Origin of the sequence: Glaciecola siphonariae (assembly GCF_042652645.1) — a bacterium.
Lineage (GTDB): Bacteria > Pseudomonadota > Gammaproteobacteria > Enterobacterales > Alteromonadaceae > Glaciecola > Glaciecola siphonariae.
In genome coordinates this window covers 919,009-943,298 of the sequence record NZ_JBHSGU010000002.1, presented here as the reverse complement: position 1 = coordinate 943,298, position 24,290 = coordinate 919,009, and the positions used below count along the sequence as shown (strand labels likewise).

18 protein-coding genes are annotated in these 24,290 nt (G+C 45.0%); 15 read left to right on the top strand and 3 right to left on the bottom strand.

What is annotated here, in order from left to right; translation table 11 throughout:
• Nucleotides 1-18: 18 nt before the first annotated feature.
• The 12 genes from ACFO4O_RS05605 (at nt 19) to ACFO4O_RS05550 (ending at nt 13,377) form a co-directional block, all read left to right on the top strand.
• The gene (locus ACFO4O_RS05605) at nt 19-2,487 is read left to right on the top strand and encodes an SUMF1/EgtB/PvdO family nonheme iron enzyme (RefSeq protein ID WP_382406369.1); all 2,469 of its coding nucleotides are present in this window, start codon (nt 19-21) and stop codon (nt 2,485-2,487) included.
• Entirely contained in the window at nt 2,480-4,999 is a 2,520-nt protein-coding gene (locus ACFO4O_RS05600; RefSeq protein ID WP_382406368.1) for an FHA domain-containing protein, read from the top strand. The genes ACFO4O_RS05605 and ACFO4O_RS05600 overlap by 8 nt, the downstream gene beginning before the upstream one ends.
• Nucleotides 4,996-6,579 carry a hypothetical protein gene (locus ACFO4O_RS05595; protein ID WP_382406367.1) on the top strand — a complete coding sequence of 528 codons (1,584 nt, stop codon included), beginning with the start codon at nt 4,996-4,998 and terminating at the stop codon, nt 6,577-6,579. The genes ACFO4O_RS05600 and ACFO4O_RS05595 overlap by 4 nt, the downstream gene beginning before the upstream one ends.
• The gene (locus ACFO4O_RS05590) at nt 6,576-7,232 is read left to right on the top strand and encodes a hypothetical protein (protein WP_382406366.1); all 657 of its coding nucleotides are present in this window, start codon (nt 6,576-6,578) and stop codon (nt 7,230-7,232) included. Before ACFO4O_RS05595 ends, ACFO4O_RS05590 begins: the two co-directional genes overlap by 4 nt.
• Nucleotides 7,233-8,696, top strand: a complete 1,464-nt coding sequence (locus ACFO4O_RS05585; protein WP_382406365.1) for a hypothetical protein — start codon at nt 7,233-7,235, stop codon at nt 8,694-8,696. It abuts the gene before it with no gap.
• A gap of 103 nt (nt 8,697-8,799) precedes the next feature.
• Nucleotides 8,800-9,333, top strand: a complete 534-nt coding sequence (locus tag ACFO4O_RS05580; protein ID WP_382406364.1) for a hypothetical protein — start codon at nt 8,800-8,802, stop codon at nt 9,331-9,333.
• Nucleotides 9,334-9,349: 16 nt separating this feature from the next.
• Nucleotides 9,350-10,279, top strand: coding sequence for a hypothetical protein (locus ACFO4O_RS05575; RefSeq protein WP_382406363.1), 930 nt, complete (start codon nt 9,350-9,352; stop codon nt 10,277-10,279).
• Between the two features lie 82 nt (nt 10,280-10,361).
• Nucleotides 10,362-10,769, top strand: coding sequence for a hypothetical protein (locus tag ACFO4O_RS05570; protein WP_382406362.1), 408 nt, complete (start codon nt 10,362-10,364; stop codon nt 10,767-10,769).
• A complete protein-coding gene (locus ACFO4O_RS05565) occupies nt 10,769-11,296 on the top strand; it encodes a hypothetical protein (RefSeq protein ID WP_382406361.1) in 528 nt (175 codons plus the stop codon). Before ACFO4O_RS05570 ends, ACFO4O_RS05565 begins: the two co-directional genes overlap by 1 nt.
• Before the next feature lie 93 nt (nt 11,297-11,389).
• Nucleotides 11,390-11,965, top strand: coding sequence for a hypothetical protein (locus ACFO4O_RS05560; RefSeq protein ID WP_382406360.1), 576 nt, complete (start codon nt 11,390-11,392; stop codon nt 11,963-11,965).
• A 70-nt stretch (nt 11,966-12,035) separates the two neighbouring features.
• Nucleotides 12,036-12,926 (top strand): hypothetical protein, encoded by an 891-nt coding sequence (locus ACFO4O_RS05555; protein ID WP_382406359.1) that lies wholly within the window; start codon nt 12,036-12,038, stop codon nt 12,924-12,926.
• Between the two features lie 85 nt (nt 12,927-13,011).
• Entirely contained in the window at nt 13,012-13,377 is a 366-nt protein-coding gene (locus ACFO4O_RS05550; RefSeq protein WP_382406358.1) for a hypothetical protein, read from the top strand.
• Between the two features lie 33 nt (nt 13,378-13,410).
• Here the strand turns inward: ACFO4O_RS05550 and ACFO4O_RS05545 are convergent, their stop codons facing one another.
• Nucleotides 13,411-14,145: a heparan-alpha-glucosaminide N-acetyltransferase gene (locus tag ACFO4O_RS05545; RefSeq protein WP_382406357.1), complete on the bottom strand. Its 735-nt coding sequence runs from the start codon at nt 14,143-14,145 to the stop codon at nt 13,411-13,413.
• A gap of 221 nt (nt 14,146-14,366) precedes the next feature.
• On the opposite strand from ACFO4O_RS05545, the gene ACFO4O_RS05540 reads away from it, so the two are divergent.
• The 3 genes from ACFO4O_RS05540 to ACFO4O_RS05530 all read left to right on the top strand — a co-directional run bounded on the left by ACFO4O_RS05540 (nt 14,367) and on the right by ACFO4O_RS05530 (nt 22,683).
• Nucleotides 14,367-15,734, top strand: coding sequence for a ribonuclease J (locus ACFO4O_RS05540; RefSeq protein ID WP_382406356.1), 1,368 nt, complete (start codon nt 14,367-14,369; stop codon nt 15,732-15,734).
• Between the two features lie 451 nt (nt 15,735-16,185).
• Complete coding sequence (locus ACFO4O_RS05535; protein WP_382406355.1) at nt 16,186-20,829, top strand: EAL domain-containing protein; 4,644 nt, start codon at nt 16,186-16,188, stop codon at nt 20,827-20,829.
• Nucleotides 20,830-21,000: 171 nt separating this feature from the next.
• Nucleotides 21,001-22,683: an AMP-binding protein gene (locus ACFO4O_RS05530; protein ID WP_382406354.1), complete on the top strand. Its 1,683-nt coding sequence runs from the start codon at nt 21,001-21,003 to the stop codon at nt 22,681-22,683.
• A gap of 88 nt (nt 22,684-22,771) precedes the next feature.
• Here ACFO4O_RS05530 and dut read toward each other — a convergent pair whose 3' ends face one another.
• Both dut and ACFO4O_RS05520 read right to left on the bottom strand, forming a co-directional pair.
• A complete protein-coding gene (dut, locus tag ACFO4O_RS05525; protein WP_382406353.1) occupies nt 22,772-23,227 on the bottom strand; it encodes a dUTP diphosphatase in 456 nt (151 codons plus the stop codon).
• 519 nt (nt 23,228-23,746) lie between these two features.
• Nucleotides 23,747-24,172: a hypothetical protein gene (locus tag ACFO4O_RS05520; RefSeq protein WP_382406352.1), complete on the bottom strand. Its 426-nt coding sequence runs from the start codon at nt 24,170-24,172 to the stop codon at nt 23,747-23,749.
• Nucleotides 24,173-24,290 lie beyond the last annotated feature (118 nt).

Sequence of the window (24,290 nt, the reverse complement as noted above, 5' to 3'; positions counted from 1 at the left end):
AGTTGACCATTGGGCGATATGGATTCTTCACTCACAAAGATTTCTGAATATGATGTATTAGCATGCTTGAGTGAACATGAGCATGCTTGCGTGCTGCAGGTAAAAAAGCATGACTGCGCGCACACATTCGCGCTCAAGCTTGCGCGCACGCCTGTTGGCGCTGCACGTCTTAAAAACGAAATCTCTTTACTAAGCAAGCTTCAGGCGAGCTCTCATTTAATAAGCTGTATAGACAGCGGTGTATACACTCGTTGCGCTGATACCGAGCCTATGCCGTTTTTTGTGTCAGCATATTTCCCGCTTTCTATACAAGCCTTGCTATTGTCTACTAACTTTTTGCTACACAGCGAACAAATAGTTCAGATTGCGCGCCAGCTAGGCAGTGCCCTCAATGACCTGCATGAGCTTGGCGTTTTGCATACAGATGTGCATCCAAATAATATTCTCTGCAGTAACATTACCGATAGCGCATCGCCCGTGCATTTGGTGCTTATTGACCTTGCATCAGCATTTGAGCAAAACAGCGTTAGCTTTAAACACACAAGAGAAACAAGCTACGCGTCGCAGCAATATGCGAGCCCAGAGCAATTAGACGGCTTAGTAAAACCGCAAATTCAAAGCGATATCTATAGCGCAAGTGCGGTGTTGTTAGCGCTTATCACTCAGCAGCCATTTGATAGACATCGCCCCATAGATAGCCTTGATACTAAGCTGACAGCAGGGCTTAAAGCGTTTTTCTTAAAAGCACTCAATAACGACCCAAAGTCACGTTATAGCTCAATACCTGACTGGCTAAACGCGTTTACAGAGGCCTTAGCGCAAGCTAATGAAAGCTTTGCAACACCGCTTAAAAATACCAATGTTGCGGCTAGCGCCAGTGATGAGGCTAGCGCTAAGGCTAACAGTCGCCATGAAGAGGTCATCACCGAAGCGCTTGAACCACTAGCAAAGATAAACCAGCCGCTCAATACGCTCAAGCAATCGCTAGTGGATATGTTATTGCTAGACGGATACATAAGCGTAGATGATGAACAAGACTTAGCAAAGCGCTTTGATTTGCAAGGCAGTATTTCGTCTCCCGAGCTTGTCATTGCAGCCTTAAAAGATGAAGCGCTTGAGCATGTAAGGAGCACCCTAAATGAGGGCGCTTTTTTAGATTGGGTGTCTGAGGTACTGCGTTATCAGCAGCGCTATCTAGGGCCTAGTTACCCACCAACACGAAAACGCTCTTTAACGGGCTTAAGTCACAGCGAGTATCAACAGTTTATTTCGCGCGGGCTTGCTCAAAATGCGGGTGACGAAGAGCGCCTGCACCAGTGGCTTAAGCGACACTTTGTTTTACCAAGGTCGAATGCACAAAAGATAAGGAGGGCACTTGCCGTTGCATTTGTCGTCATTGTGCTGGTGTTTATCACAAAACCTTATTTTACGAGCGTCAACGATGTATCAGATGAAATATCAGATGTTACATCTGATGCAGAGTCTCCAGATACAAGCAAAGAGACCTTTACAATAAGCACGCAAAGCCCCGAAAATAGCTCTAAGGTCATCGATGAGACCAGCGTCGAAAAAATTACCGAAAAAAGCCCCGAAAAAATCACCGAGAGTAGCACTGCGGCCAGCACTGAGAGCATCACTACCATCGAGGCACTCAAGCAAGCTAACTTTTCAAATAGTGATAGTCTAGCCAGCAAAACGCCTGTAATTAAGGACTCGTCTGCTAATCTGCAAAAGCACAGTGGCAAGGCGCTTGCTGTTAATCGAAGTAAGGTTTATCAGCTTGTAAATAAAAAATCGAATACCGTACATACCATGCGTTTTGAACACGTGGCTGTGATGCCGGCGCAAAACGTAGAGGGTGAGGCGTATAACTTATATGTAATGAATACTGAGGTAACGCAAGCGTTATGGCAAGCTTGCGTGGATGCAGGGCAATGTCGTTACAAAAAAAGCATGAGCACCAATGAAGCGCGTAAGCGCTTGTACAAGCCTAATCATCCGGTGGTGGGCGTTAGCTGGTTTGATATAAGTGAAGACTTTATTGCATTTGTAAATAATGCTCTCAACGCTAATTTTGCCTTGCCCACAATGGCCGAATGGATGACATACGGATTTAACAGTAATGGTGAGGCGGCTTATCCTAAGGCAATGCATTGCAAAAACTGCGCTAATGGGTCTACCATTGGCGTAACAAATACAGACCAGATATTAAGCATGCAGACGGCACGAAGTACTTTACCCGTGAAAAGTTTATCATTATCCGACAAGGGCCTTTATCATGTGTATGGAAACGCGCAAGAATGGCTGCAAGATTGTTGGCAAGACGTCAGGCTTGGGTTAGAACGTTGCGACCAAGCGGCTGCGGTGGGTGGGTCTTGGCAAAGCAGCAAACGAGACATACTGCAACAGCCATACGTGCGCTTATTAAAAACCGCCCGTTCAACAAGCACCGGATTTAGACTGGTGCAGCGAGAGAGCATTGACTAGACCATCTGTTAAACATGCCTTTGCACTTCTAATCATGGCTGTGTGCTTATGCCTGTTTTTGTCGCCTGCCGCGCATGCAAAAAAATGGCAATTAATGCTATTGCCGGGTAGTCATTCTTATTCTCATGCTAAAGACTTGATCACCGTAGATAACACCGTAGATAACACCGTAGATAACACCGTAGATAACACCGACGATAGAACAGAGCCCTCCGCTGGTTTTTCTGACTTTTATACCACGATTGAGCAAGGTATCTCACGTCGCCTTGTGCAAGAGCTTCACACCGTTGTTGCCAGTGAACGCGTTTTTGCAGACTGTCGACTTGAGTTTTGTGGTCACGCTAATGCTCAAGAATCGCTGAAAGCTGTTGCTTTAAAAGCCCCTGAAGTTGAATTAGTGTTGTTTTACAGCTTGCAAAAGCGTTTTATGAAGAACAATAGCCAGCAAGAGAAAAGCCCGCAAACTGCTAACCTCCAAAACCCTAGCTTCGAAAACCTGTCCTTAAAAAGCAGTGTTGAAAGCAACGTAAGCACCACGGTGTTAAATGTTACTCTTATTGATCCGGTCTCTTATCAACAATACGAGTCTTTTAGCCTCAATATTTTGGGCAGCGAAGAGGGGATGCAGACCGCTCAACTCAGAAGTCTCGCTCAAGATATTGGCGGCTTGGTGAATACAAGTTTGCAGCAAAGCAAAAAACGCAGTGAATTTGACTTGAATCTGCGCGGATTTTTATTGGAAGAGATAACGCCTTTCTCAACATTTATACTCTCTCAAGCGCTTGACACTCGCTTAACTTTAACAAAAAGTGAAAAACAGGCGGAAAGTTTAATTAGCTATTTGCCAACCATGAATATTCAGTTCCGAGTGTCGTCGAGTCTTACGCAGTCTCAGTTTAGTCATTTGATGCAGCGTTTTTTTGAACAACAAGATATACGCGTGATAAGTGAGTATGGGCGCGAAAGCAACCGTTTTGACGTTGCTCGAATAGGCAACCCCTATATGCCTTCTTTAGTCTCTACGCTGTTTGCAGTTTGTTTGTGCATATTGCTTGGCGTGATTTTGGTAAAACGACAAATTTATCATTACAAGCTAGAGCAATATGCCCAATCAAAAGCTGTACAGAGATGGCTTGAGGTCTACAAAAAAGCAAAACGACCTTGGTTTCTGCTGCAGAACAAGTGGCATAATCAGCATTCATATTGGCTTAGGTTGTCGCGAGAATCGAGCGACCTTGAGAAACAAGCAAGCTTGTTTTTTGAAGCGGGTGACGTGATCTCGGCCAAATTATTTATTAGTAAAACACTGAATATTAATAGCGATGCAGCACTTGCCAATGCGCTGGTGAAAAAAATTGCCGAGCAAGAATCCAATCAAAAAGAGCTGAGTGAAAAAGAGCAGCGCGTGCGCAATAAAATCGCAAAAGCGATGAATAGCTATCGCGGTAAACAAGCGATTAAAGCCTTACGTCAAACATATCAAGCTCTGCATGCAAGTGCGGGTGAGAAAAAACTGCGCCGACAGCACAAGGCCATTAAACGACTCATTCAGAAAATCAGCCAAGACTTTGCAAGCGCTATCTACCACCTTGAATTGACTGACTTAAACACCGGTGAAACATGCGTGCTGACAGCCGGTGGCGCCGTGAACATTGGCCGGGCCGCGGGTATAGACGCCGACCAAGAAACGCGACTTCTATCGTTAGATAATAGCCTAGATTTTCAGCTCAATTACAAAGCCTTGTCTCGAATGGGTAAGCATTGCAAACTCACTGCCAACGAAAATGGCTTTTTCATTGAAGACCTAGGAAGCACCAACGGCACCTTTGTTGGCAGTGAACAAGTCAAGCATGAAAACGGACCGCGCGCTTTGCTAGACAACGACAGTGTTTATTTAGGTGCAAGCTCAGAGCTTACCGCTGTGAAACTTCATGTCGCAATAGACAGTATGCAGACGCTCATGCACCTGCGTATTGATAAGCAGCTACAGCATACGCTCGATATGGCGAGTTTGGCGCGCATGTGGCCGGACTATGTTCGCACAATGCGCTCGTCGCTGGTGATGCTGCATTCTAGCTGTGTGCTTGCATTAGATATTCAAAACGATGCCTTAGTGATTACGACTGAGCTAAGTTGCCAAAATAACGCCAATTATCGCGCCTTGGTCAGGCTTTCGCTGTCGGAGTTTGCCAACGTGTGCCCCCTAGTTGAAGAGCAGCAAAACGATGTAAATGGCGCGGTCTTAGCGTTACAAGAAAATGCTCAAGCGCATAAGGATGAGAACTGTTTTAAGAAGCACCATGTGTATTATAACAACGAGCCCTTGCTAGGGCAGGTCCCCTTAATTTTACCCTGCGAACTGAAGTTTAAGCATCATCATATAGCCCTCAGCGACGCCATGATGTCAGGCGCAAATAAACATATCGACATCCTCGGGGCGCGTTCTGCTATGGACACAGCGCTTAGCCGCTCAAGCCTCTCACCGAAGTCAGATAGTGGTGCGCCCTCGTGAATTTGCCGATGAGCGTGTCGTCGCCCTTTGCAATTGAAATCAGTGAAGAGCTTGCGGCTGATTTTGCGATGCTAAGAGAAACACCGTTTTATCATTTACCCGACTCAAAAGCCTCCGCAAAAGCTAAATTTAATGCAAAAACAGTAGATCAACTCTCCCAGAGTATTGCTTGTCGAAATTATGCGAAGTTAAGCTATGAGTTCGCCCACCTATGTTGGGCGATTGTAAATGTAGATGACCATGGTGGGCTGTTTACCTATTTTTATGTAGACGAAGCGGTGAGTGCTCAGCGCATGAGAAAATTTTTTGATGAGCGCCGTAACAAGCCCTGCAAACTTGGCGCCGCGAGCATTACACTTGGCAATAGCGAAGACGCCGAAGCTCGGCATAAACTGTTTATACAGATTCATCAGCATCAGTTTGTGCTGCATATGCAACGCGCTAATATTTTAGCTGCATTTATGGAATGGTTGATGGGCGTATTGCCAAACGTGCTCGAAAACACCTTTGACGCACTTGTAGGGAAGGGGCTCAATGCAATACAAAGCTATGCATCAATGCTGCAAAAAGATATATATGATTACCTGTCTGAGCATCTTCCGCCGGCTAAAGCACAAGCTAAATATCATGCAATGTCACAGTGGTTACAGCAGCGCGGATTGTCGCACTTTGATGACGACGCGGTGTTTTGTTTGTGGCGAGAGTCAGTATTAAAAGAGGGGGTTGATAAACTCACGACCCTGATTGCCGATGTGTTTCAATTTGAACAAGCTGTAGAGAGTGCTCAAAGCGCCAAAGATGCTAGCTTTGTTAAAGACAGCGATATGCTCGATTTTATGGATGCCAATGATGATGAATACGCCTTAACACTCAATCAGTATTTTGAAAGCCGCCTCGACTTAGATTTACTCATTGACGCGCCTAAGTTACTGAGTAAACAGCAAGCACAACGCTTGACCTTACTCGCTGCGTATCCTTTGCAGTGTGCGCAATTTCCCTTGAGCTATTTGCGGTATGAGGTACTTGGCTCACTGCAGTCTGTTTGCATTCAGGCGCTGAGAAACAAACGCCTATCGCCCCAGCATTTCACCCCTGATGAAAACAATCAATACAGCGAACTTGTGCACAAGCTGGCAGCGCAGTTAAAACTGAACGAGTTAAATTATTTAGCACTAATGCATATTTTTTTGCGTCAGCAAAATACGTCTGGCGACGATGTTGCTGCCGAGCTATTGGCGGCCAATAACGATGTGCTAAATCAGTATGCAAATCTCGATAAGCTTACGGGCTTAGATGCTTCATCACTTATTGGCCATATTTTGCGACAGGACTCACTGCTCGAGGCTTGTAAGCACGCATTTCAGCAAAACAATCGTCAAGGCTTTACACCATCTACGCTGCTCGATGATGAGCAGCGTTATATTAACAGCGCGCAAATGCTCGTGAAGTTATCGCAGGTATTAGCGCAATTTATTCGGCGTAATAAAGCGGTTTTTTTCTCAGATGATATACTCGAGAAAAAATATCGCTCTGATAGTTCCATATTCTGTGATGAGTTAAAACAGAGGATGATGCCATGAACTTAGAAAACGCGCCCTTAGACGAACAAGTGTTTGTTGCCTTGCAGGCTTACGAAGAACTAAAACGTGCAGCGCTGGCGCTTAAGCAACAAAACGATATACATGGAGGTGAACGAAATGTGCGTTTATCGTTTACAGAAATTGTTCATTGCGTGCGTCAGCCTTATGCACAAAGTTCACAGAAAATACTCAAACGCGTCAATCAGTCTTTAGACGCCAGACGTAAATACCGATTTGCTTTACAGCAACTTAGCATTATGCAAAGTCCGCAGCAGCGAGCGGCAAGCTCAATAGAGCAGTTGCTCGTAAGAACCAATGAAGATTTTACGCTTACTCTTTCCTTGCAAGATGATGACTATGCCCTGATTGAGCTAAGCTTAAGCGATAGTGAAATTAAGAGCATCGCGGTGCCAGGCTATGATAGTGCGGCCGCTATTTCGCGAGCTTATTTGCACTGTACAGCCAACAAAAAGTCAGGCGCTGAAATAGATGACCTGTCCATTGAAGTCCTTGGTTTAGAGCGCCGAAAAATGAGTAAGTCTACAGAGAGCATGACAAGCGAAAGTATCAGCTTCGCAGCGGTAATACCGCAGAATAGCCCTCAGTTTATGGCGCTCAGCAGCGTTGACAGCCATATTTTTGTGACCCTCTAAATGACGCAGCCTGTTCACGTTTTTATTGCAACCACCGCAGGCTTAGTAAAAATAAGAGGGATCACGCATCGTAATGCTGAGTCTCTGGCATCATTTGTAACGGTAAGTTCAGGTTCTAGGGTATCTGCAATTACAACGCAATACCGACATTTAGCCGATAAAAGCATCAGTCCCCTCGCGGCTTATTTTGAGCACAATAGTTATCATATGGTGCTGGAATCTGAGATTGACCAAGGCGAAAGCTGGCAACTAGGGACGGCGATAGCGCACATGCTATATGCACACGGTAAATATACCCGCGAAGCAAGTAGTGAAGTGAATCCCACCGACGCGGTCATTATTGCCACTGGCGCCATTGAGTTTTCTCGCGGCGATATCAAATTAGTCACGCATTTAGGCCAAAAATGCCTAAACGCGCAGCAGCAAATAGCCAAATGGCAGGCGCAGCATTGCGATGTTAACTTTGTGATACCAGAAGAAAACTATCGCCAGCCCTTACCGGATATTCCGTTTGAGCTTTTCCCAGTGGGTAATATTGATGATGTTGAGCAGTGGCTTTACAAAAAAGCATGGATAAAAGACTGTGTTGCCTCAACAACTGCTCATTCAACAGCCGCCAATGCAACATCAGAACACTTGGCAACAAATTTAGCATTAACCAACTCATCTGCTAGGCAAAAGTCAGCCGGTCTAAGACGTTTAGGGACTAACAACGGAGCAGGCCTGCTATCGCGATTGCGTTCTGCCGTTGATTTTAGTGCACACAAAGAGCGTGGCTCTGCAGTAAGCGAGCGTGCTACAAATCTACTCGCCTTGGGCAAACATCTGCCCGGCACTCGATCAAAGTTTGTTCTGTTGAGCGCTACTGTGCTGCTGGTGTTTACCGTGTTTTTGTTTGCATTTAATGCGCTAGAACAAACCCGCAAGACACCTCAGGTGAGCCTACATTACGATATAAAAACGCTCGGACAGTGCCGCAGCGCGCCAGATAAATCTGCGCAGAGTGAGCGCACCGAAGCATCACTAAATATGGTGCAAACGCCCAATCCCATCGTACGCTTTGAACCTTTGACGCTTGATGCCCTGTGCGCGCTGAATATAGCATTTATCGATGTCGGTACTCCGCCCAGTCAACTATGGCTAGTGGCCGACTCGTATGCCTTGCTTTCTTTAAATGAAGTCGATGCTGCATACTTCAATACTCATTTTGCCGACGCTATTGCTGTTGATAAAGATGCCAGCTCGGTGTGGTCAATACCGCTGCCCACATATCGTCAGCGCTCTCGCCAATATATTATTCTGGCGTTTGAAGAAGCGCTCGATGAGAGTTCACAGCAAAGTCTACAAGCCTATCTTTCTGATTTGCATAGCCAGCAGCGCCCGCCAAGCCTTGAAAATTTATCGCTATGGGCGAGCAAGCAGAGCATGGGAGTGCGTTTTATTACCCACGAGCTAGGTGTTTAATTTAAAAAAATTTTCACGTCCTCAAAAATTTTTGCCCTAAGCGTTTCATAGCTAAAAGTAAGCCGCTAATTAGCACTTAAAATTGAAACAAATGGGGATGAATATGTTCACTAAACATCATGTTAAACAAATCACTTTTGTTCTTGCATGCTTTGCCATCGCGTCTGGCTGCTCAAGCACTACAGCACAAATACCAGCGAAGGTGGATAATGCCTATGCAATCGGGCAACGCATTGACACCAACTGCATCACGCAAGTTACTGAGCGTGAGCAGGCCGTTCAGGCCTCAAATAGCCCTGCACAGTTTATGGCGCTAGCCAATCAGGCTACTCGCTGTATTGAAAATATTCGTTTTTTTCCATCTCATCCAGACAAGCAGTTAGCGATGCGCTTTAACGCTCTAGCGGTGGTTAATTTTGTTAAGAGTGGCGACATTACTGCAGCTAAAGATTCTTTAGCACAATTTAAACGACGTTTTGCCCAACAAGACTTGGTATTTGACGATTACACCTCGTTTATTGATACCGCTACGGCCCTACTTGAGCCAGATTTATCGAGCCGTCAGCTCGCTATGTTAAACATAAACCCAGTGCTTCGCGGCGAGTTAACTCGAGCGCGGCAGTGGGCCTTGCAATAAAAGCTTGGAGCCAATCATGTCAAACACACCTATCAATACAGTCATTATTAAAAATGCCCAAGCCTCTGGCAAGGGCAAGTTTCGCGCGGCATCAATCTCGGTAGCAGCCGCCTTTAGTCTTACCTTGATGTTAGGAAGCATGAATCCGGTTTATGCAACAGACTCACAGTGGCAACCGGTGTCGGCCGAGTCTTTGATAGAACTGCCCGCCAATCTCATTGAAAAGCGCATACAGCAAGACTTTAATATGTCCCCTATGGCCACTGAATTGCTAGCTTTAGAGCAGTCAATTGCCGAGCAAAGCAGTCAAATTCAGGCGGTTCAAGCACTGCTAGCAGATGCCGCAGATGATGATTTAATCGATGAGAAGGTGAGTCTTGTGCAGCTCAAGTCAAATTTTTTAGACGACATGCAGGCCGGTCATGAGCTGCGTCAAGAGGCATTGGACCAAAAAATCGATGTCTACCAAAACGTGCTAGAAAAAATGTATCAAGCGTCAAACCGTCTACAAAACGACAGTAAATTTGTATTAAAACAGCAGCAAGAAGCCGCACGTCAGCGCATGGAAAAGGTCATGGCACAGGTAGACGAGACCATGTCAGCACAAGGCTATACCAATCAAAGTCCGTATGCGGACGAGTTTGCTAAAAATTTATCCAAAATCGAGCAGTTGAAAGCCGCCATTAATGAGCATCAAGCCACTATGGCTGCAAAGGTCGATGGCATGGAAGTGAGTACAGAGGAATATATTCGTCAGTTGTTGATTCAAGCGTCAAGCGAGCAGTCATTGCTCGACCAAGAGGGATTGATGCTCAGCTATATGTCGAAGCTAGTCGCTCTTGATGCACAGGCCTTAGAGTATGCCATCAGCGACTTAGAGGGTGATTCAGACGTGCTCGCGCAGCCCATGACTACGCCCGCAAAGTCGGTGGACTTGTTTTTATAATATTGCTAATTGCGCTTGCCTCTCAACATTGGTTTGCCAGTTGTGAGTGCAAGTGCATAAACAAACGCTTGGAGATACAAAAATGAAGAAAATCAAACCTGTTTTATTGAGCCTGTGTTTAGCTAGCGCTTTTTTTAGCGCAAGCTCGCCAGCATTTGCCAAGGACAATATTTTGTCTTTGAGTAACCTTGAGCGCGAGCGTTCTGCATTGCTCACGGATATGCTCGACCCTTCTTTGGCCTTTGATGAGCGTCTGGCAAAGATACAAAAACGCCAGCGCCAGTTAACCGACATGGAGCGCATGGTCATAAGAGATGAGCGTTTGTTGTCATCGCAAAATAGTCAGGTTAAGCGAGCATTTAACGACTATGAGCTTACCTTTTTAGTACATGCCGGGGCAGAAAAGAACTTAAGTGCAAGTTCACAATGGCTAGAACAGGTCAATTTTAGCTCATCAACTGTGCTTAACGCGTCTGCTGGTTATCGCTAATGTCAAGTTTAGCTATCTTACCCCAGCGCTTGAGTTCAGTGGTAAGAGCCGGGTACTGGATATTGGGTGCGGCTGTTATTTTGCTAGCGCTTGTTAGCTACTGCACGCAAATGACCCTACAAGATTTGATGGCCCATATTGAAGAGTTATTTGGTGTTAGCTTTGTAGTGCTATTTTCAGTTCTTGTTGCGCTCGCTGCATTTTCAATTGTGCAGCTTCATCAAAATAGCGGAAGCGCGCTTTGGGCGGAAGTAGGACTGCAAGCGGCAAACGGGATATCTACGCTAGCACTGACCTTTACTCTGTTAGGAATCAGTTTAGGCATTGGGAGTTTATCAACACAAGCCTTAACGCCCGATACCGTGCAACACATTATTGGTGAGCTCACCGCTCAGTTTTCGATGGCGTTTATGACAACTGTTATTGGGCTACCAACGGCTACTTTGTTTAGAGCAGTCATTAGCGTGATGTGTGTTAAACAAATGCCGGTAAACGAAGGTTCTAACTCAGCGCCTTCGCCGCAATAAAGCCAGTGTTTAAATTAGCTGAGACCGTCTTATTAAAATATGACTGACGCCCTTCGCAATGATGGTGCAATCAGCATCAAACTAGGAGAAAGCATGAAGATTTTGTTTTTTATAATTAGCCTCAGTGGCTTTGCCTATTTGGTTTATTCGTCAATGAGCAACGACATGTTTAGCCTTGACAAGCTTGATGCTTTAGATTCAACATCGGCGCAGCAAAGAGAGCCTGCTTTGCAAACAAGCCCAGAGCCTGCCCAAAACGCCAAAAGCAAGACTGCCTTTGAACATGAGACTGAGTTAAATGACATTAACCGTAAAATCACGCAGTTAATTGACATGCAAAAGTCTATGCAACAGGCGATAGAGCAAAACACGCAGCAGGTCGTAGCCCCGAACCTACAACAAAACTTACAGCAGAACATAGACCAGAAAATAGACCAGAACCCGACAGACACTACAGAGAACGAGGCATCGGGCATCCCTGAAGCTATGCAGGCATCCATACAGGCAAAGAACTCGGTTAAAACCTTTGCTTACCCACAGTCGAATATAGGCGCTGATGAGGGGCAGTCTGATCAGCTAAAAAGGTTGCAGCAGCAGGCCTTACTTCGTGACCTCGCACAAAAACGTCAGTTTGCCGCCATTGACGCTTTGCACTCGCGTTCTAAATAAATTGGCATTGTAAGGCGCGACTACATCGCGACTGAAGCGGCACTCGCCGATGCAAAAAGGAAAGGGAAAAATGCGATTAGCGCAAAAAAGGTGGGCACTGGCGAATGTGCTCATGTTGCTGATAGTAGCAAGTCTCGTTTTTTATATCGAAGGCGAAAAGTCAGTAAAAGAAGACTCTGAAGGCGTTACGCGTAATAAAAAAGAGGCTCTCGATCTTCAAACGCACATGCAAAAGCAAGCACAAACGCCATCGCATGCGCCTAGCGTGTCTTCCATGAAGATGGTGTCGATTGCCTTGCCACCCGTGCCAGGCGAACATGCACAAAACACTCTCCCGCAAGCGCAAGCAGCAGATAATCCAGCGCCAGCACCTACAAAACCGAGTGTTCAAAGGCCATCACCGCAGTCTAGTGAGCAGGAGCAGACGCAAGCATCATCAGAGCTAGCAGCTAAAATACTTGCGGCGACCGCTGCAGAGGTGAGAGAGGGGTTTGCGCGCAGTCAGATGCGTATCTCTATGCCAAACAATGCGCGTAAGAGGCAGCAAGTGACCGATTTTTTGTATCATTGTGTGGGAATTGGATTGGCGGTCGAAGCATCTTCACCAAATAAAAATGCTAAGGCTGATGCTAAAAGCGGACTCATGCCGCTAACTAACTTACCTAGTCAGCCCAGTGGTTTGTTGCGCAGCGTTTCTGGTGAGGTTAGTGTTTCAGAACGACGCTTACAGCGCGCCTACGCACCCGGAGAACGCTTATTGCGAGTCTACCCAATGTCCTTTGACGTGGTGCTGTCTCAATTTATTGCACAGGCCTTAAATGGTGCTTCGCTAGAACAGTTCAGTGCAATGTATCATCTTAAGAACAACCGACTGTACATCAAAAATCTTTCATTAAATGATGTACAGCTTGCTGGAAGCTGGCAATTATTTGATGGCTATACACAGTCCTGCCGTTTATAATTTTGTGCTATGGATAGCTTGTGTTTGTATGTTGCTTAGGCACAGTAGTCTTTAGCCCGCTACAGTAACGCCCCAAGGAGATGTGTTGCAAATTTACCTAAGATGGCTTGCCGTATTTTGCGCGCTTGTTTTTATGGGTCTTCCCAATAAGAGTCATGCCGATGACGATTACATCATTGTTTATGATAATTTTTCGCCCGAGCAGGTAAATCAGGTGCTGGTTTACGCAACGCGATTCAGCGGGTATGAACAATATGAAATACTGTCTCAGCGTAGTTCAGATACGCGCTTGCATTATCAGTCGCGTATTAAAGGTCCTCTGCTCTCGCATAATTTCACGCAAACCTTTGAGGCGCTTCAGTGGGAGGTAATTGCCCAGCAGCAGGGGAATCAATATCAATTTACGTTTGTGCGCGAAATACCTAAACCTTTGCCCTTCGGCATTTGGTAGTATTGTTTCATTTCTTACATTTGGGCGAGCATATCAACTGATAACAAGAGATAAGCCGTACAATAGCGCTATCATGATGGGCTGATGCAGTAAATATATCATTAAGCCATGTTGTCCAGGCCACACCGCAAACCGGAGCACAGCCGGATTAATTTTACCTTGCAGTGGGTCACGTTTAAGCCATTGAGTGTGACCCAAGCTGATGCCTAAGAACACCATACCGAGCCACGGTACGGGTGCAACAAAATCATTGGTATAGTCAGGTAAACCATCAAACAAAAGATGAAAGGGCCATCGAGAGATAAGCACGTCGCTCGCAGCTAAAATGAAAAACGATATACCGATGATAAAGCTCAGTTTAGGCCAGTTGGCAAAGCCCACGCATATGATGCTTGCCAGTGCTAAAAAATGTAAGACGCCAAAAAATATCCAGTTACTGGGTATGGCAATATAGCTGGCAATAGATATGAGTAAGGCGCCTGCGCTAATTTGCAGCACGCGTTTTAAAAATTTAGAGTAGTTGATGCTACTGGCATAGGCAAAATGTAAGCTTGACCCCAACGCCAAAAAAAACAGGCTGACAATTACCCACCTAAATTGCTGCCAACCCTGACCGTCTGGAATATCCCAGTCAATCCATCCAAATAGCTTCAAATCGTAAATAAAGTGAAAAATCACCATCAGGACAATCGCAAGCGTACGCGTCATATCTAGCGTTATGTTGCGCTGGCTGTTTTGTTTAGTGGGATGCCCAATATGTTTAGTCATATTGAAAGTATAGAAAATATAAATGTAAGGTGCATATTTTTAAGGCCAGCACGATAAATGAACAAAGATAAACATACGATAGTATGCCACTGAAATCACAATAAGTGAGCAGATTAATCTTATTTGTACAAAATACTACAGATCGACTCCGCAGCTTTGTGTGTACCAATACACAATACATTAGCATCACCTTACTCAACACACATAAGTTGCGAAGTACTATGGATTTAGCATTACCAAACGCACAAGAACTCTGGTTTTTGCCGCTAGGAGGCACGGGCGAAATCGGCATGAACATGAATTTATATGGGCATAGCCAGTCGTGGTTAATGGTTGACTGCGGGGCAACCTTCCAGAGTCCTCTCAATCCGGATGACGATAATCGCCCCGGAGCGAAGCTCCATGATGTTGTCGCGCCCGACCCCAGTTTTATAGAGAACCGCAAAGACAGTCTGTGCGGTTTAGTGCTTACCCACGCTCACGAGGATCATATTGGCGCGGTAACGGCCTTGTGGCCGTCTCTAGGTTGCCCGATTTACGCTACTGCGTTTACCGCGGAGGTCCTTAAACGTAAATTTTACCAAAAAGGCCGATATGAGAATCTACCCATTGTCATAATAGAGCAAAACACGACCTTAGATATTGGCCCATTTACTGTTAGCTGGCTTGACATTACCCATTCGCTTCCCGAGCCCCAGGCGATAAAAATTACGACCGCTCTTGGCAGTATCTTTCACACGGCTGATTGGAAGATTGATAGTCAGCCGGTGATTGGCAAGCCCTTTAACCGCGACATATTCAAAAATATGGCAGCGGATAATATTATTGCAATGGTTTGCGATTCAACCAATGCCTTAAAACCCGGATATTCTCGGTCTGAAAAAGCCTGCGAAAAGGGCTTAGGTAACATTATAAGCCGTGCAAAAGGGCGGGTGGTGGTGAGCTGTTTTGCAAGTAATGTTGCCAGATTAATTACGCTGGTAAAAATCGCTAATAATTCGAACCGTTATGCTGCGCTTTTCGGCCGCTCGCTTGAGAACATGGTTAGCGTGGCGCGCCGCTGTGGCTACTGGCCGGACGATCTTAAACTGACACATCGCCGACATATTGGTTATTTACCGCCTCATGAAGTTATGATTATTGCCACTGGGAGTCAGGGCGAACCTCGAGCAGGTCTTGCTAAACTTGCTGCCAATGAGCACAGAGATTGCGATCTGGACGAGGGTGATACTGTGATATTCAGCAGCATTGTGATCCCCGGTAACGAAAAACCCATTGCGAATATTGTCAGCAAATTAAAGTCGCGAAATATTGAGGTATTTCAATCTGAACACTGTGACGAAGTGATTCATGCATCTGGTCATCCTAACCAAGGCGATTTACATGATATGTACCAATTTGTTAAACCGCAGATAGCTATACCCGTGCACGGCGAGGCTGAGCACATGCGAGCGAATGCGGAGGTAGCTAAGGCCGCAGGCGTGACAAAACAATTGCTTGGAAAAAACGGCGATTTATTTATTCTGAGGCAAAATGTCTCAATTAAACGAAACTATGTATCGTCAGGACGCATTGCAATCGAGAACTAGCAAAGCCTTATGCTCGTTTATGTGTTGCTATGTCAAAATTGAACAAAAAACGTACAAATGATGTGAAAAGGCCATTGAAGTAGCATGGATTGACATCAATTTTTTAAACAAAAGTTTTATTTTTTTGTCAATATCATTTTAGACTTATGTCGAGTTTTTTATTCATGAATGTAAACCTGAACGCAGTTCATTGCTATTTTTAAAAAACTCTAAGATATTCAAATGCTTCTGCATTAAAAAAAATTAAAGCAATATTGACAAATAATGTTTCTTCAACTACCAGTGGGTCTAGTTTTTCATAAAATACTGTTTTTACTAGATTAATGTAAAAACGAGTCGCGCAAAAACCCTATAGATTTGCACATATCACTGTGTTACTAATATGTCTCAAGCCAAGAGACAAGGACGTAGCGCAATATTGGCATTTTAAGGTTGTTTGTTGGTGCTCGTTATGACGAATCTCGTCTATGTTCTTTACCGCCTATGTGCGTTTGTTGTTTTTGCGATAGGCTTATCTTGTCTGTTATCTTTTTCAGCCCATGCTGACGGTCCTTCCCTCGCTTACACACCTGAAGTTGTTTCTCCACGCCTGACTTACTTAGACACCACAACTGGACTTTCGCAAGATACCGTTGAAGCAATTTTAGTCGACTCTGAGGGCTTCTTATGGCTTGGCACAGAAGATGGGCTAGACCGCTATGATGGCCACGAGGTAGTAAAAGTCTCTGGTCAAAACAACATGCTAGATAACAACCCCGTGTACTATATTCATGAGTTTGACCAGCGCTACTTGATATTATCAACGGGTTTAAATGGCATTCTGAAGTTTGATAAAACAGATGGCTCGGTCACTGAACTGCTTAATTTACCTTATCGCGATGATGCGGACTGGCCGCAATACTCAGATGCGATGATGAATATTGATGAGAACAGAGTGTTGGTGGCGCTAAATGAATCAATACACAGCATTGATATGGCGACGAATAAAACGCAAAGCGTTTTTGCGTTAAACGATGCGCAAATAGATGCGGGTGAAAGTATTAGGGCGTTTTACGTCCACAAAAACACCTATTTTATTGGAACAACGCTGCATTTGTGGGCCTTCAATACCACAAGCGGGGTGCTGCAACTTGTTCCGCATACCCCTAGCGATAATGTTAACGCGCACAATGTAAAACACTTATCTTCGCCGACGGGAAAAAAATTGTGGGTGGGGACGGTGCAAGGGCTATATGAGCTTGATATTGCCCAGCTTATGAATCACTTATACGCAGATTGGACTGCTCCGCAAATCAAGGTGTTGGAAGCGAACAGAAACATATGGCAAGTCGCGTATCGCTCACCGGATAAAATCTATGTGGCAACCGATTTAGGACTGTTTTTAACCTCTGCGGACGCTAGTGAATTTAAGCTCTTGTTTGAGTTAAATAAACAGTTTGAGGTTTTGTCGCATCCAGATGTGATGGACTTAGCATTTGATAGAGCCGGAAACATTTGGATGGCTACCTACGTAAGTGGCGCGATGTTGTGGTCACCCAGAAGTTTAGCATTTACCAACATATTCGCGTCGACTAACGCAAAGGCCAAGGCGAATCTGAGCCATAACTCCGTTCAAGCGCTATTTCAAAACAGCAGTAGTGAGATGTGGATTGGCACCGAGAATGGGTTAAATCGGCTGGATTTAAACAGTCAGTCGTTAACTCAATACTTAGTAAGTGATGATGACCAGCCCGATTATACCTCTGCATCTATATTGGAAATCGAGCCTTATTCACGCGACGTGTTTTGGGTCGCACACGGCGAAGGCGTCACACAATTTGACACGCAAAGCGGACAGCTTCTCGATAATGCGAGATTCTCAGATGAAATAGCAACCGTGCTTAACCAGTACGCGTTTTCTATCCTGCCCCAAGGGCGCGAGATACTTTGGGTGAGCAACGAGCAGGGCATCCATCGTATTGATTTTGTGTCTCAAACGGTTCGCTCAGTAGAGACTAGTAGCAACTCTTTCCATAATGCCGCGGCAAACTACATGCATTTTTTAGGTTTCGATGCAGTCTCTGGACAAATATTGGTATCGGGTACAGCGCAGCTGTGGGGGATTGATCAAGCGTCTCTAGCGCCAAGCTTACTGCATTCTGCCGCAGATGATGGCGCCAACATGATGACCAAGCCCAGTAGCTTTATCCGAGATACAAACAACAATGTTTGGCTAGCCTATACGGGACTTGGTTTATATCAGCTCGACGGTCGAACATTTTCTGAACTTGCCCTTTTTAATAAAAGTAACCAGTTATCCACAACGGTAATTTACGGATTGGCCTTGGATGGTGAAGGCGATATCTGGTTTTCTTCACATTCCGGTATTCATTCACTGTCTACAAGTGATTTTACCGTGCAAAGCTTTGGGTTTGCGAGCGGTCTTGCATCGGCCGAATTTAACGAGGGTGCTCATCTACACCTTGCCGACGGTCGTCTTGCCTACGGCGGTAATTTAGGCTTTAGCATATTTAATCCCTTGAGCCTAAAATCAAAAGACTCAGAAGGCCTTGCGCAACCGGTTATTACCTCTGTATCTGTGGCCAACCGAGAGCTTGCCCTGCCTTTCACCGACTTACATGGTCAAGCTATTGTGCTAGAGCCAGATGATATTGGCTTGACGCTTAAATTCAGCATGCTTAATTTCGCGCAATATGGCGCAAATCGTTTTCAGTACAGTATTACCAGGGCAGGGCGCACGACTAACTATCCTCCAGTTAACAGTAACCAGATATTACTGCCTACACTAGAGCCGGGTGACTACAAGATTGAAGTGCGACCGGCGACGGGGCCCGCTGATGCTAATCTTGCAGCCTTTATAATGGTATCTGTTAAGCATCAGCCTTGGGCTTCGCCTTGGGCGGTTGTCGCCTACTGCGTGCTGGCAGCGACGGTATTTTTAATGATTGTTTGGCGCAGACATAAAGTACAAAGAGTCATTAATGCCGCAAATAAAAAAGTGGCCCAATACAATATTCAGTTAACCGATGCGCTCAAAGCAAGTAATGCTGATATTTGGCAGTGGCAAAGCGATACAAATACCATTTCAGGAAAGCGCCTAGTATATGATTTAGAGCTGCCCTACGAATCACTTGATTTTGATGAATTCACAGCATTAATTCACCCAGAAGACAAGCAAGAATACTTAAAAAACTGGGCGCAATTTATAGCGCAGCAAGATACGCAGCTTGACGTGACCTATCGCCTGATTGGTTTGTCGGGTAAAAGCCTCTGGTATAGAGATGTAGGAAGCCTAAAAACCTTGGGAGAGGGGATACGGTCGGTTAGCGGAACCTACACAAATTTGACCGAATCGGTCGCGGCAAAAGAGAAGCTGAAAGTGTTTGGCGAAGCCTTTAATCATACTCGAGATTGGGTATTAATATTCGACAGCAAACTACGACCTATCGCGGCTAATCCTTCCTTTATGCAAGCTTTTGGCATTGACTCCCGTCGCCCTTTAGACGTGCAGATTCAACGCATTAATCAAGAGCACGAAGATGAATTGAAGTTATTACACAATCATTTAAAAAGTTTAAAAGCAGGGGACAGATATAAAACTGAAGCTAACGTACACGTTTTGCAAAATAAATTAACCCTGCTGGCCGACGTAAAGGCGATTGAGAAACAGAGTAACCGTTTTGAAATTGATCATTATTTATGCATCTTCACCGATATTACTGACCAAATTGAGGCTCAGCGAGCCTTACAAAAGCTGGCTAATTATGACGTGTTAACCGGTTTGATAAACCGATCTTTATTAATAGAAAGGTTAAAACAGGGTATTCATTACTCTAAACGTCATCTTGAAAAGCTAGCTGTATTGTTTGTGGACTTAGACAGATTTAAACCCATCAATGATAGTTTTGGTCATGAAGCTGGCGACCAAGTGCTGATGGAAGTGGCGCGCAGGCTTGCAAGTAAATTTAGAGGTCAAGACAGTGTCGCCCGCATTGGCGGTGATGAATTTATTATCGTGCTGAGCGAAGTAAAAGATAAAGAAGCGATTGATAAAATATGTCGCGATGTGCTTAAAATAATTGAAAAGCCGGTGTCTATTGGTCATCAAGCTGTGAATATTTCTGCGAGCATTGGCGTTGCCTTATACCCTGACCATGCTAACGATGCTGAGCATTTAGTCAGAAATGCTGACATTGCGATGTACAGTGCCAAACAGCAGGGTAAAAACGCCTTTTCTTATTTTGTTCCTTCTATGAACGACAAAGTCCATGCCGACATGTTGCTAGAAAATAAGATCAAAGTTGCGCTGGCACAAAATGAATTTATCAATTTTTATCAGCCTATTATCGATATTACCACTGCCAAGACCGCCGGTTTCGAGCTGCTGATGCGCTGGTTTGATGAAGACAAAATGATACCGCCTGACGTGTTTATTCCAGTGGCAGAGCAGATTGGTTGCATTGTTGAGATGACCGAGCAAGCAATCTATCGTGCAGTGGCAGATTTAGCACAGTGGTATCAACAGGGCTTTACAGGTTATGTAGCCATTAATTTGTCTGCCAAGCATTTTAATCGTGCCTTTAATGCCGATTCGCTAATGGGCCTGCTAGCAAAATATAACCTTCCGCCGCATACGATTCGCTTTGAAATAACTGAAAGCTTGTTAATGGAGAACAGTCATAAAAGCGTGACGTATATGAATGAGCTGCGTGAACTTGGCTTTAAAATATCGCTAGACGATTTCGGCACAGGATACTCGTCGCTCAAGTATCTCAAAGACTTCCCAATTGACGTACTAAAACTCGATAAGTCATTTGTTAAAGACGTGCTAGAGGATAAAGCCACATCTTCGATAGTGTATTCAACCTTAATTATGGCCGAACTCTTGGCCTTAGATACGGTGGCCGAGGGCATTGAAAGCGAACAGCAGTTTAGATATTTTCAAGCGAGTAAATGCCGAATGTTGCAAGGTTACTATTTCTCCAGACCCATCCCCGTTGAGCAAACTTACGACATGCTAAATCGCTCATGGTTTGAACAAGTCAGTAACGATAACACAAATATATTCAGTATTGGTTCATCGTCTCAGACTTAACTGTGACTATGCTCGCCACCTTGTGCTCGCTATTTGGCGAGCATCGAATGCTATATCACTGAAAAAACTGCGTAATCATCACAAAAAATCAGTTGTTAATATTGACCAATCTTGCATTATCATGCGTATGTGAATGTAATGTAAAATTAGTGAGAATTTTTTGGAATGGTCATGCCTTTAGATAATCCCAACATAGCAAACCCCGTACTCGTAACCTCCCCATTAAGCAAACTGTATCACTGGGAACAACACCACCCCGAGCAGCACTACATGACTCAGCCAGTCGCGAATGCTGAGGAGCGCACCTACACTTGGGCGCAAACTGCCGAACAAGCCAGAAAAGTGGCGGCCAAACTCAAAGGGTTTGGATATGAGCCGGGCACCCGTATCGCGATTTTGGCAAAAAATACAGCCGATTGGATTATTACCGATTTAGGCATCATGATGGCCGGTTACGTCTCTGTGCCAATTTTTGCAACCGCAGGCAGTGATACCATCTCATATGTGCTTGACCATGCACAATGCCCATTAATGTTCATTGGTAAGCTCGACAGCACCGACGCTATAAAAGAGGTATTGGCAAAAAAAGACTTGGTCAGCGTAAACTTTCCGTTTCCTGATTTGCCCGGTGCGCACGAGTGGGATGATTTTATAAATGTAGAGCCGATGCAAGAGAGTCCAGTGCCTGATATGAATGACATTATGACGATCATTTATACGTCGGGCAGCACCGGTCAGCCTAAAGGCGTCGTGCACACCTATCAGAGCATTTGTTGGGCGGCGCAAAATTCCTTAAACGCGCTGACCGTTACCGACCAAGACCGCATTATGAGCTACTTACCGCTGGCGCATATTACCGAACGAGTGCTGGTAGAGCTAGCGAGCTTCTACTCAGGCATGACGCTGCGTTTTGTGGAGTCTTTAGATACCTTTACGCGGGATGTAAAGGCATGCCAACCTACGCTGTTTATTTCGGTGCCGCGCTTATGGACTAAATTTCAAATGGGCGTGCTAGGAAAAATTCCTCAAAAGAAACTAAATTTTCTGTTGAGTATTCCCTTTGTCGGAAAAAAAGTCGCGGCTAAAATTCGCGAAGAAATGGGCTTAGGCGCTGCGCGTTTATGGGCCTCAGGTTCTGCACCGCTGGCGCCTGCGACTATTGAGTGGTTTACCCGCATTGGGGTAAATATCTCAGAAGGTTGGGGGATGACCGAAAACTCAGCGTACGGCACCAGCAGCGTTCCTTTTAGGAAAGACAAGATTGGCAGCATTGGGCGCGCGTACGACGGCGTTGATCTGCGTATTGCATCAGACGGTGAGATTCAAGTGAAGTCACCTTGTAATATGATTGGCTATTACAAAGACCAAGAAAAAACCAGCGGAGTGTTTACTAATGACGGTTATCTTAGAACCGGTGACAAAGGCGAAATAGATGCCGAGGGTTATGTTCGCATTACCGGACGATTGAAGGATATTTTTAAAACCGAAAAAGGCAAGTACGTCACGCCCGCACCCATTGAAGCGAAGATAATGGAAAACCCCATTGTTGAGCAGGTTTGCGTGACTGGTACTAATTTACCTCAGCCCATTGCATTGCTCGTGCTCTCTGAAGATGCGCGTCGTCAAAACAAAGATGAGATATCTGCGTCTTTAAGCGCCACGCTTGCGTCGGTAAACGCCAAGCTTGAGAGCCATCAAAAGCTCGATCGTATTGTGGTATTTTCACAAGAGTGGTCTATTGAAAATGACTTGCTAACGCCCACGCTAAAAGTAAAACGGCACGTGATTGAAGAGCGATTTAAGTCGGTTATCTTAGGCGATTACGACGACAAAATTGTATGGCACCACGAATAGCTTAGGAATGTTATCGTTCTGAGCTTAAGACATTGTTCATCTGCGCTATCGCTAGCCTGGGGGCTAGCGATAGCAAAATTAGCGTAACTTATTTTGTGCCTGAAGAACCAAAGCCGCCTTCGCCGCGGTCACTATCTTCAAATTCGTCTACCACGACAAATCGAGGTTGAATAATCGGCAAGAAAACTAATTGTGCGATGCGCTCTGCAGGCTCGATGGTGTAACTCTCGCTACCTCGATTCCAGCACGAAATAAACAGTTGACCCTGATAATCAGAATCGATAAGTCCGACCAAATTACCCAGCACAATGCCCTTCTTATGACCCAGACCAGAGCGCGGTAATATCGTCGCCGCCATGCTTTTATTTTTCATGTGAATGGCAATGCCAGTTGGAATTAACTCAGTTTGACCTGGCAGCAAAGTGAGATTGTCGTCGATGCACGCTCGCAAATCGATACCCGCAGACCCTTCGGTAGCATAAGTGGGCAAAGGGATGTCTTTACCAATTTTATCACTGAGTATTTTTACTTCTACTTGCTGCATGCTGTCATTCCTTGGTAGTTGTCTGTTTTGGTTCTTACAAAGACACCGCTTTGATGGCGCATGATGCCATAAACCTAATCGTAAAATCTAGCGATGACTCTGCGCACCTTGAGGGCGTATCGCATCTGTTTGTTGCACCAATGCATACCGCCTTTGCACCATATTGGTGGAGAACGCTCAATTGACAGCGGTCGAAGTTTTGTTAGGTGTTTGATTATTAACGAGTTTTCATGTTGGCAACTAAATTGCAAATGCTCTAGCGTTGTGTGTGCTTTGATGCAAGAAGACATGGATTTAGTTTTCACATCGAAGTTTTTAGTTCGGCGTTAGCGCGTGTCCAGTTAACGCCGAACTTTCCTTCTCATTCCAGTTTTATTCTTCTATCTTCAAGGTCGTTCTCAGTTCCCCTTCGCCTGCCCATGCGCTCAAAGGTTAAGGCTCAAATGCTCGTTTTCGATTACTCGTTTTCAATTACAATTACTCGTTTTCAATTACTAACATGACCTAAAAAGATGGGTTTTACGAATTTTGGTGACTTGTGCGGTTCGCATTAATGGCGCATACCTTGGATTGGCGTGCAGAAAAGGTAAAAAGGTGTTTTGAATGGCTCATGTTTCTGTCAACGCCATGTAACATAATAGACTTAGCCAGCATTAACTGATTAGACTCTGCCTTAAAATAGACACCGGCCTCACGATAGTGTTTGTTATCTGACAGGCAGGCAAATTTGGCCATATCAATATAATTTAACCATCCAATAATTAAACCAGCCTGTAAAACATGCCCAATTAAATCTTCAATATCGTCTCGGATAGTGACAGTGGTGCCGAAAATGGGGCGGTCAGACATAGCAACATCGGTGTGTTCATCAAGCACAAGCGTGAGTATAGGCGAGGTATGCGCATGTTGCGTCGAGAGATTGCTTGCTGTAGTTAGGTCTGACATAAAACAAAACCGCCTTTTAAAAGATTAAGCACTGGTATTTACCAATCGCCTTAGCCTAATATAGTCTAAAGGCGAAGCTTCGGCGCTGATTCAGATCAAAGCTTTGTGCGATATATTT

Excerpts from the sequence above, each read along its gene's own strand:
- ACFO4O_RS05605 (WP_382406369.1), top strand. The coding sequence starts at position 19 with ATGGATTCTTCACTCACAAAGATTTCTGAATATGATGTATTAGCATGC.
- ACFO4O_RS05590 (WP_382406366.1), top strand. The coding sequence starts at position 6,576 with ATGAACTTAGAAAACGCGCCCTTAGACGAACAAGTGTTTGTTGCCTTG.
- ACFO4O_RS05585 (WP_382406365.1), top strand. The coding sequence starts at position 7,233 with ATGACGCAGCCTGTTCACGTTTTTATTGCAACCACCGCAGGCTTAGTA.
- ACFO4O_RS05580 (WP_382406364.1), top strand. The coding sequence starts at position 8,800 with ATGTTCACTAAACATCATGTTAAACAAATCACTTTTGTTCTTGCATGC.
- ACFO4O_RS05575 (WP_382406363.1), top strand. The coding sequence starts at position 9,350 with ATGTCAAACACACCTATCAATACAGTCATTATTAAAAATGCCCAAGCC.
- ACFO4O_RS05570 (WP_382406362.1), top strand. The coding sequence starts at position 10,362 with ATGAAGAAAATCAAACCTGTTTTATTGAGCCTGTGTTTAGCTAGCGCT.
- ACFO4O_RS05565 (WP_382406361.1), top strand. The coding sequence starts at position 10,769 with ATGTCAAGTTTAGCTATCTTACCCCAGCGCTTGAGTTCAGTGGTAAGA.
- ACFO4O_RS05560 (WP_382406360.1), top strand. The coding sequence starts at position 11,390 with ATGAAGATTTTGTTTTTTATAATTAGCCTCAGTGGCTTTGCCTATTTG.
- ACFO4O_RS05555 (WP_382406359.1), top strand. The coding sequence starts at position 12,036 with ATGCGATTAGCGCAAAAAAGGTGGGCACTGGCGAATGTGCTCATGTTG.
- ACFO4O_RS05545 (WP_382406357.1), bottom strand. The coding sequence starts at position 14,145 with ATGACTAAACATATTGGGCATCCCACTAAACAAAACAGCCAGCGCAAC.
- ACFO4O_RS05540 (WP_382406356.1), top strand. The coding sequence starts at position 14,367 with ATGGATTTAGCATTACCAAACGCACAAGAACTCTGGTTTTTGCCGCTA.
- ACFO4O_RS05535 (WP_382406355.1), top strand. The coding sequence starts at position 16,186 with ATGACGAATCTCGTCTATGTTCTTTACCGCCTATGTGCGTTTGTTGTT.
- ACFO4O_RS05530 (WP_382406354.1), top strand. The coding sequence starts at position 21,001 with ATGCCTTTAGATAATCCCAACATAGCAAACCCCGTACTCGTAACCTCC.
- dut (WP_382406353.1), bottom strand. The coding sequence starts at position 23,227 with ATGCAGCAAGTAGAAGTAAAAATACTCAGTGATAAAATTGGTAAAGAC.
- ACFO4O_RS05520 (WP_382406352.1), bottom strand. The coding sequence starts at position 24,172 with ATGTCAGACCTAACTACAGCAAGCAATCTCTCGACGCAACATGCGCAT.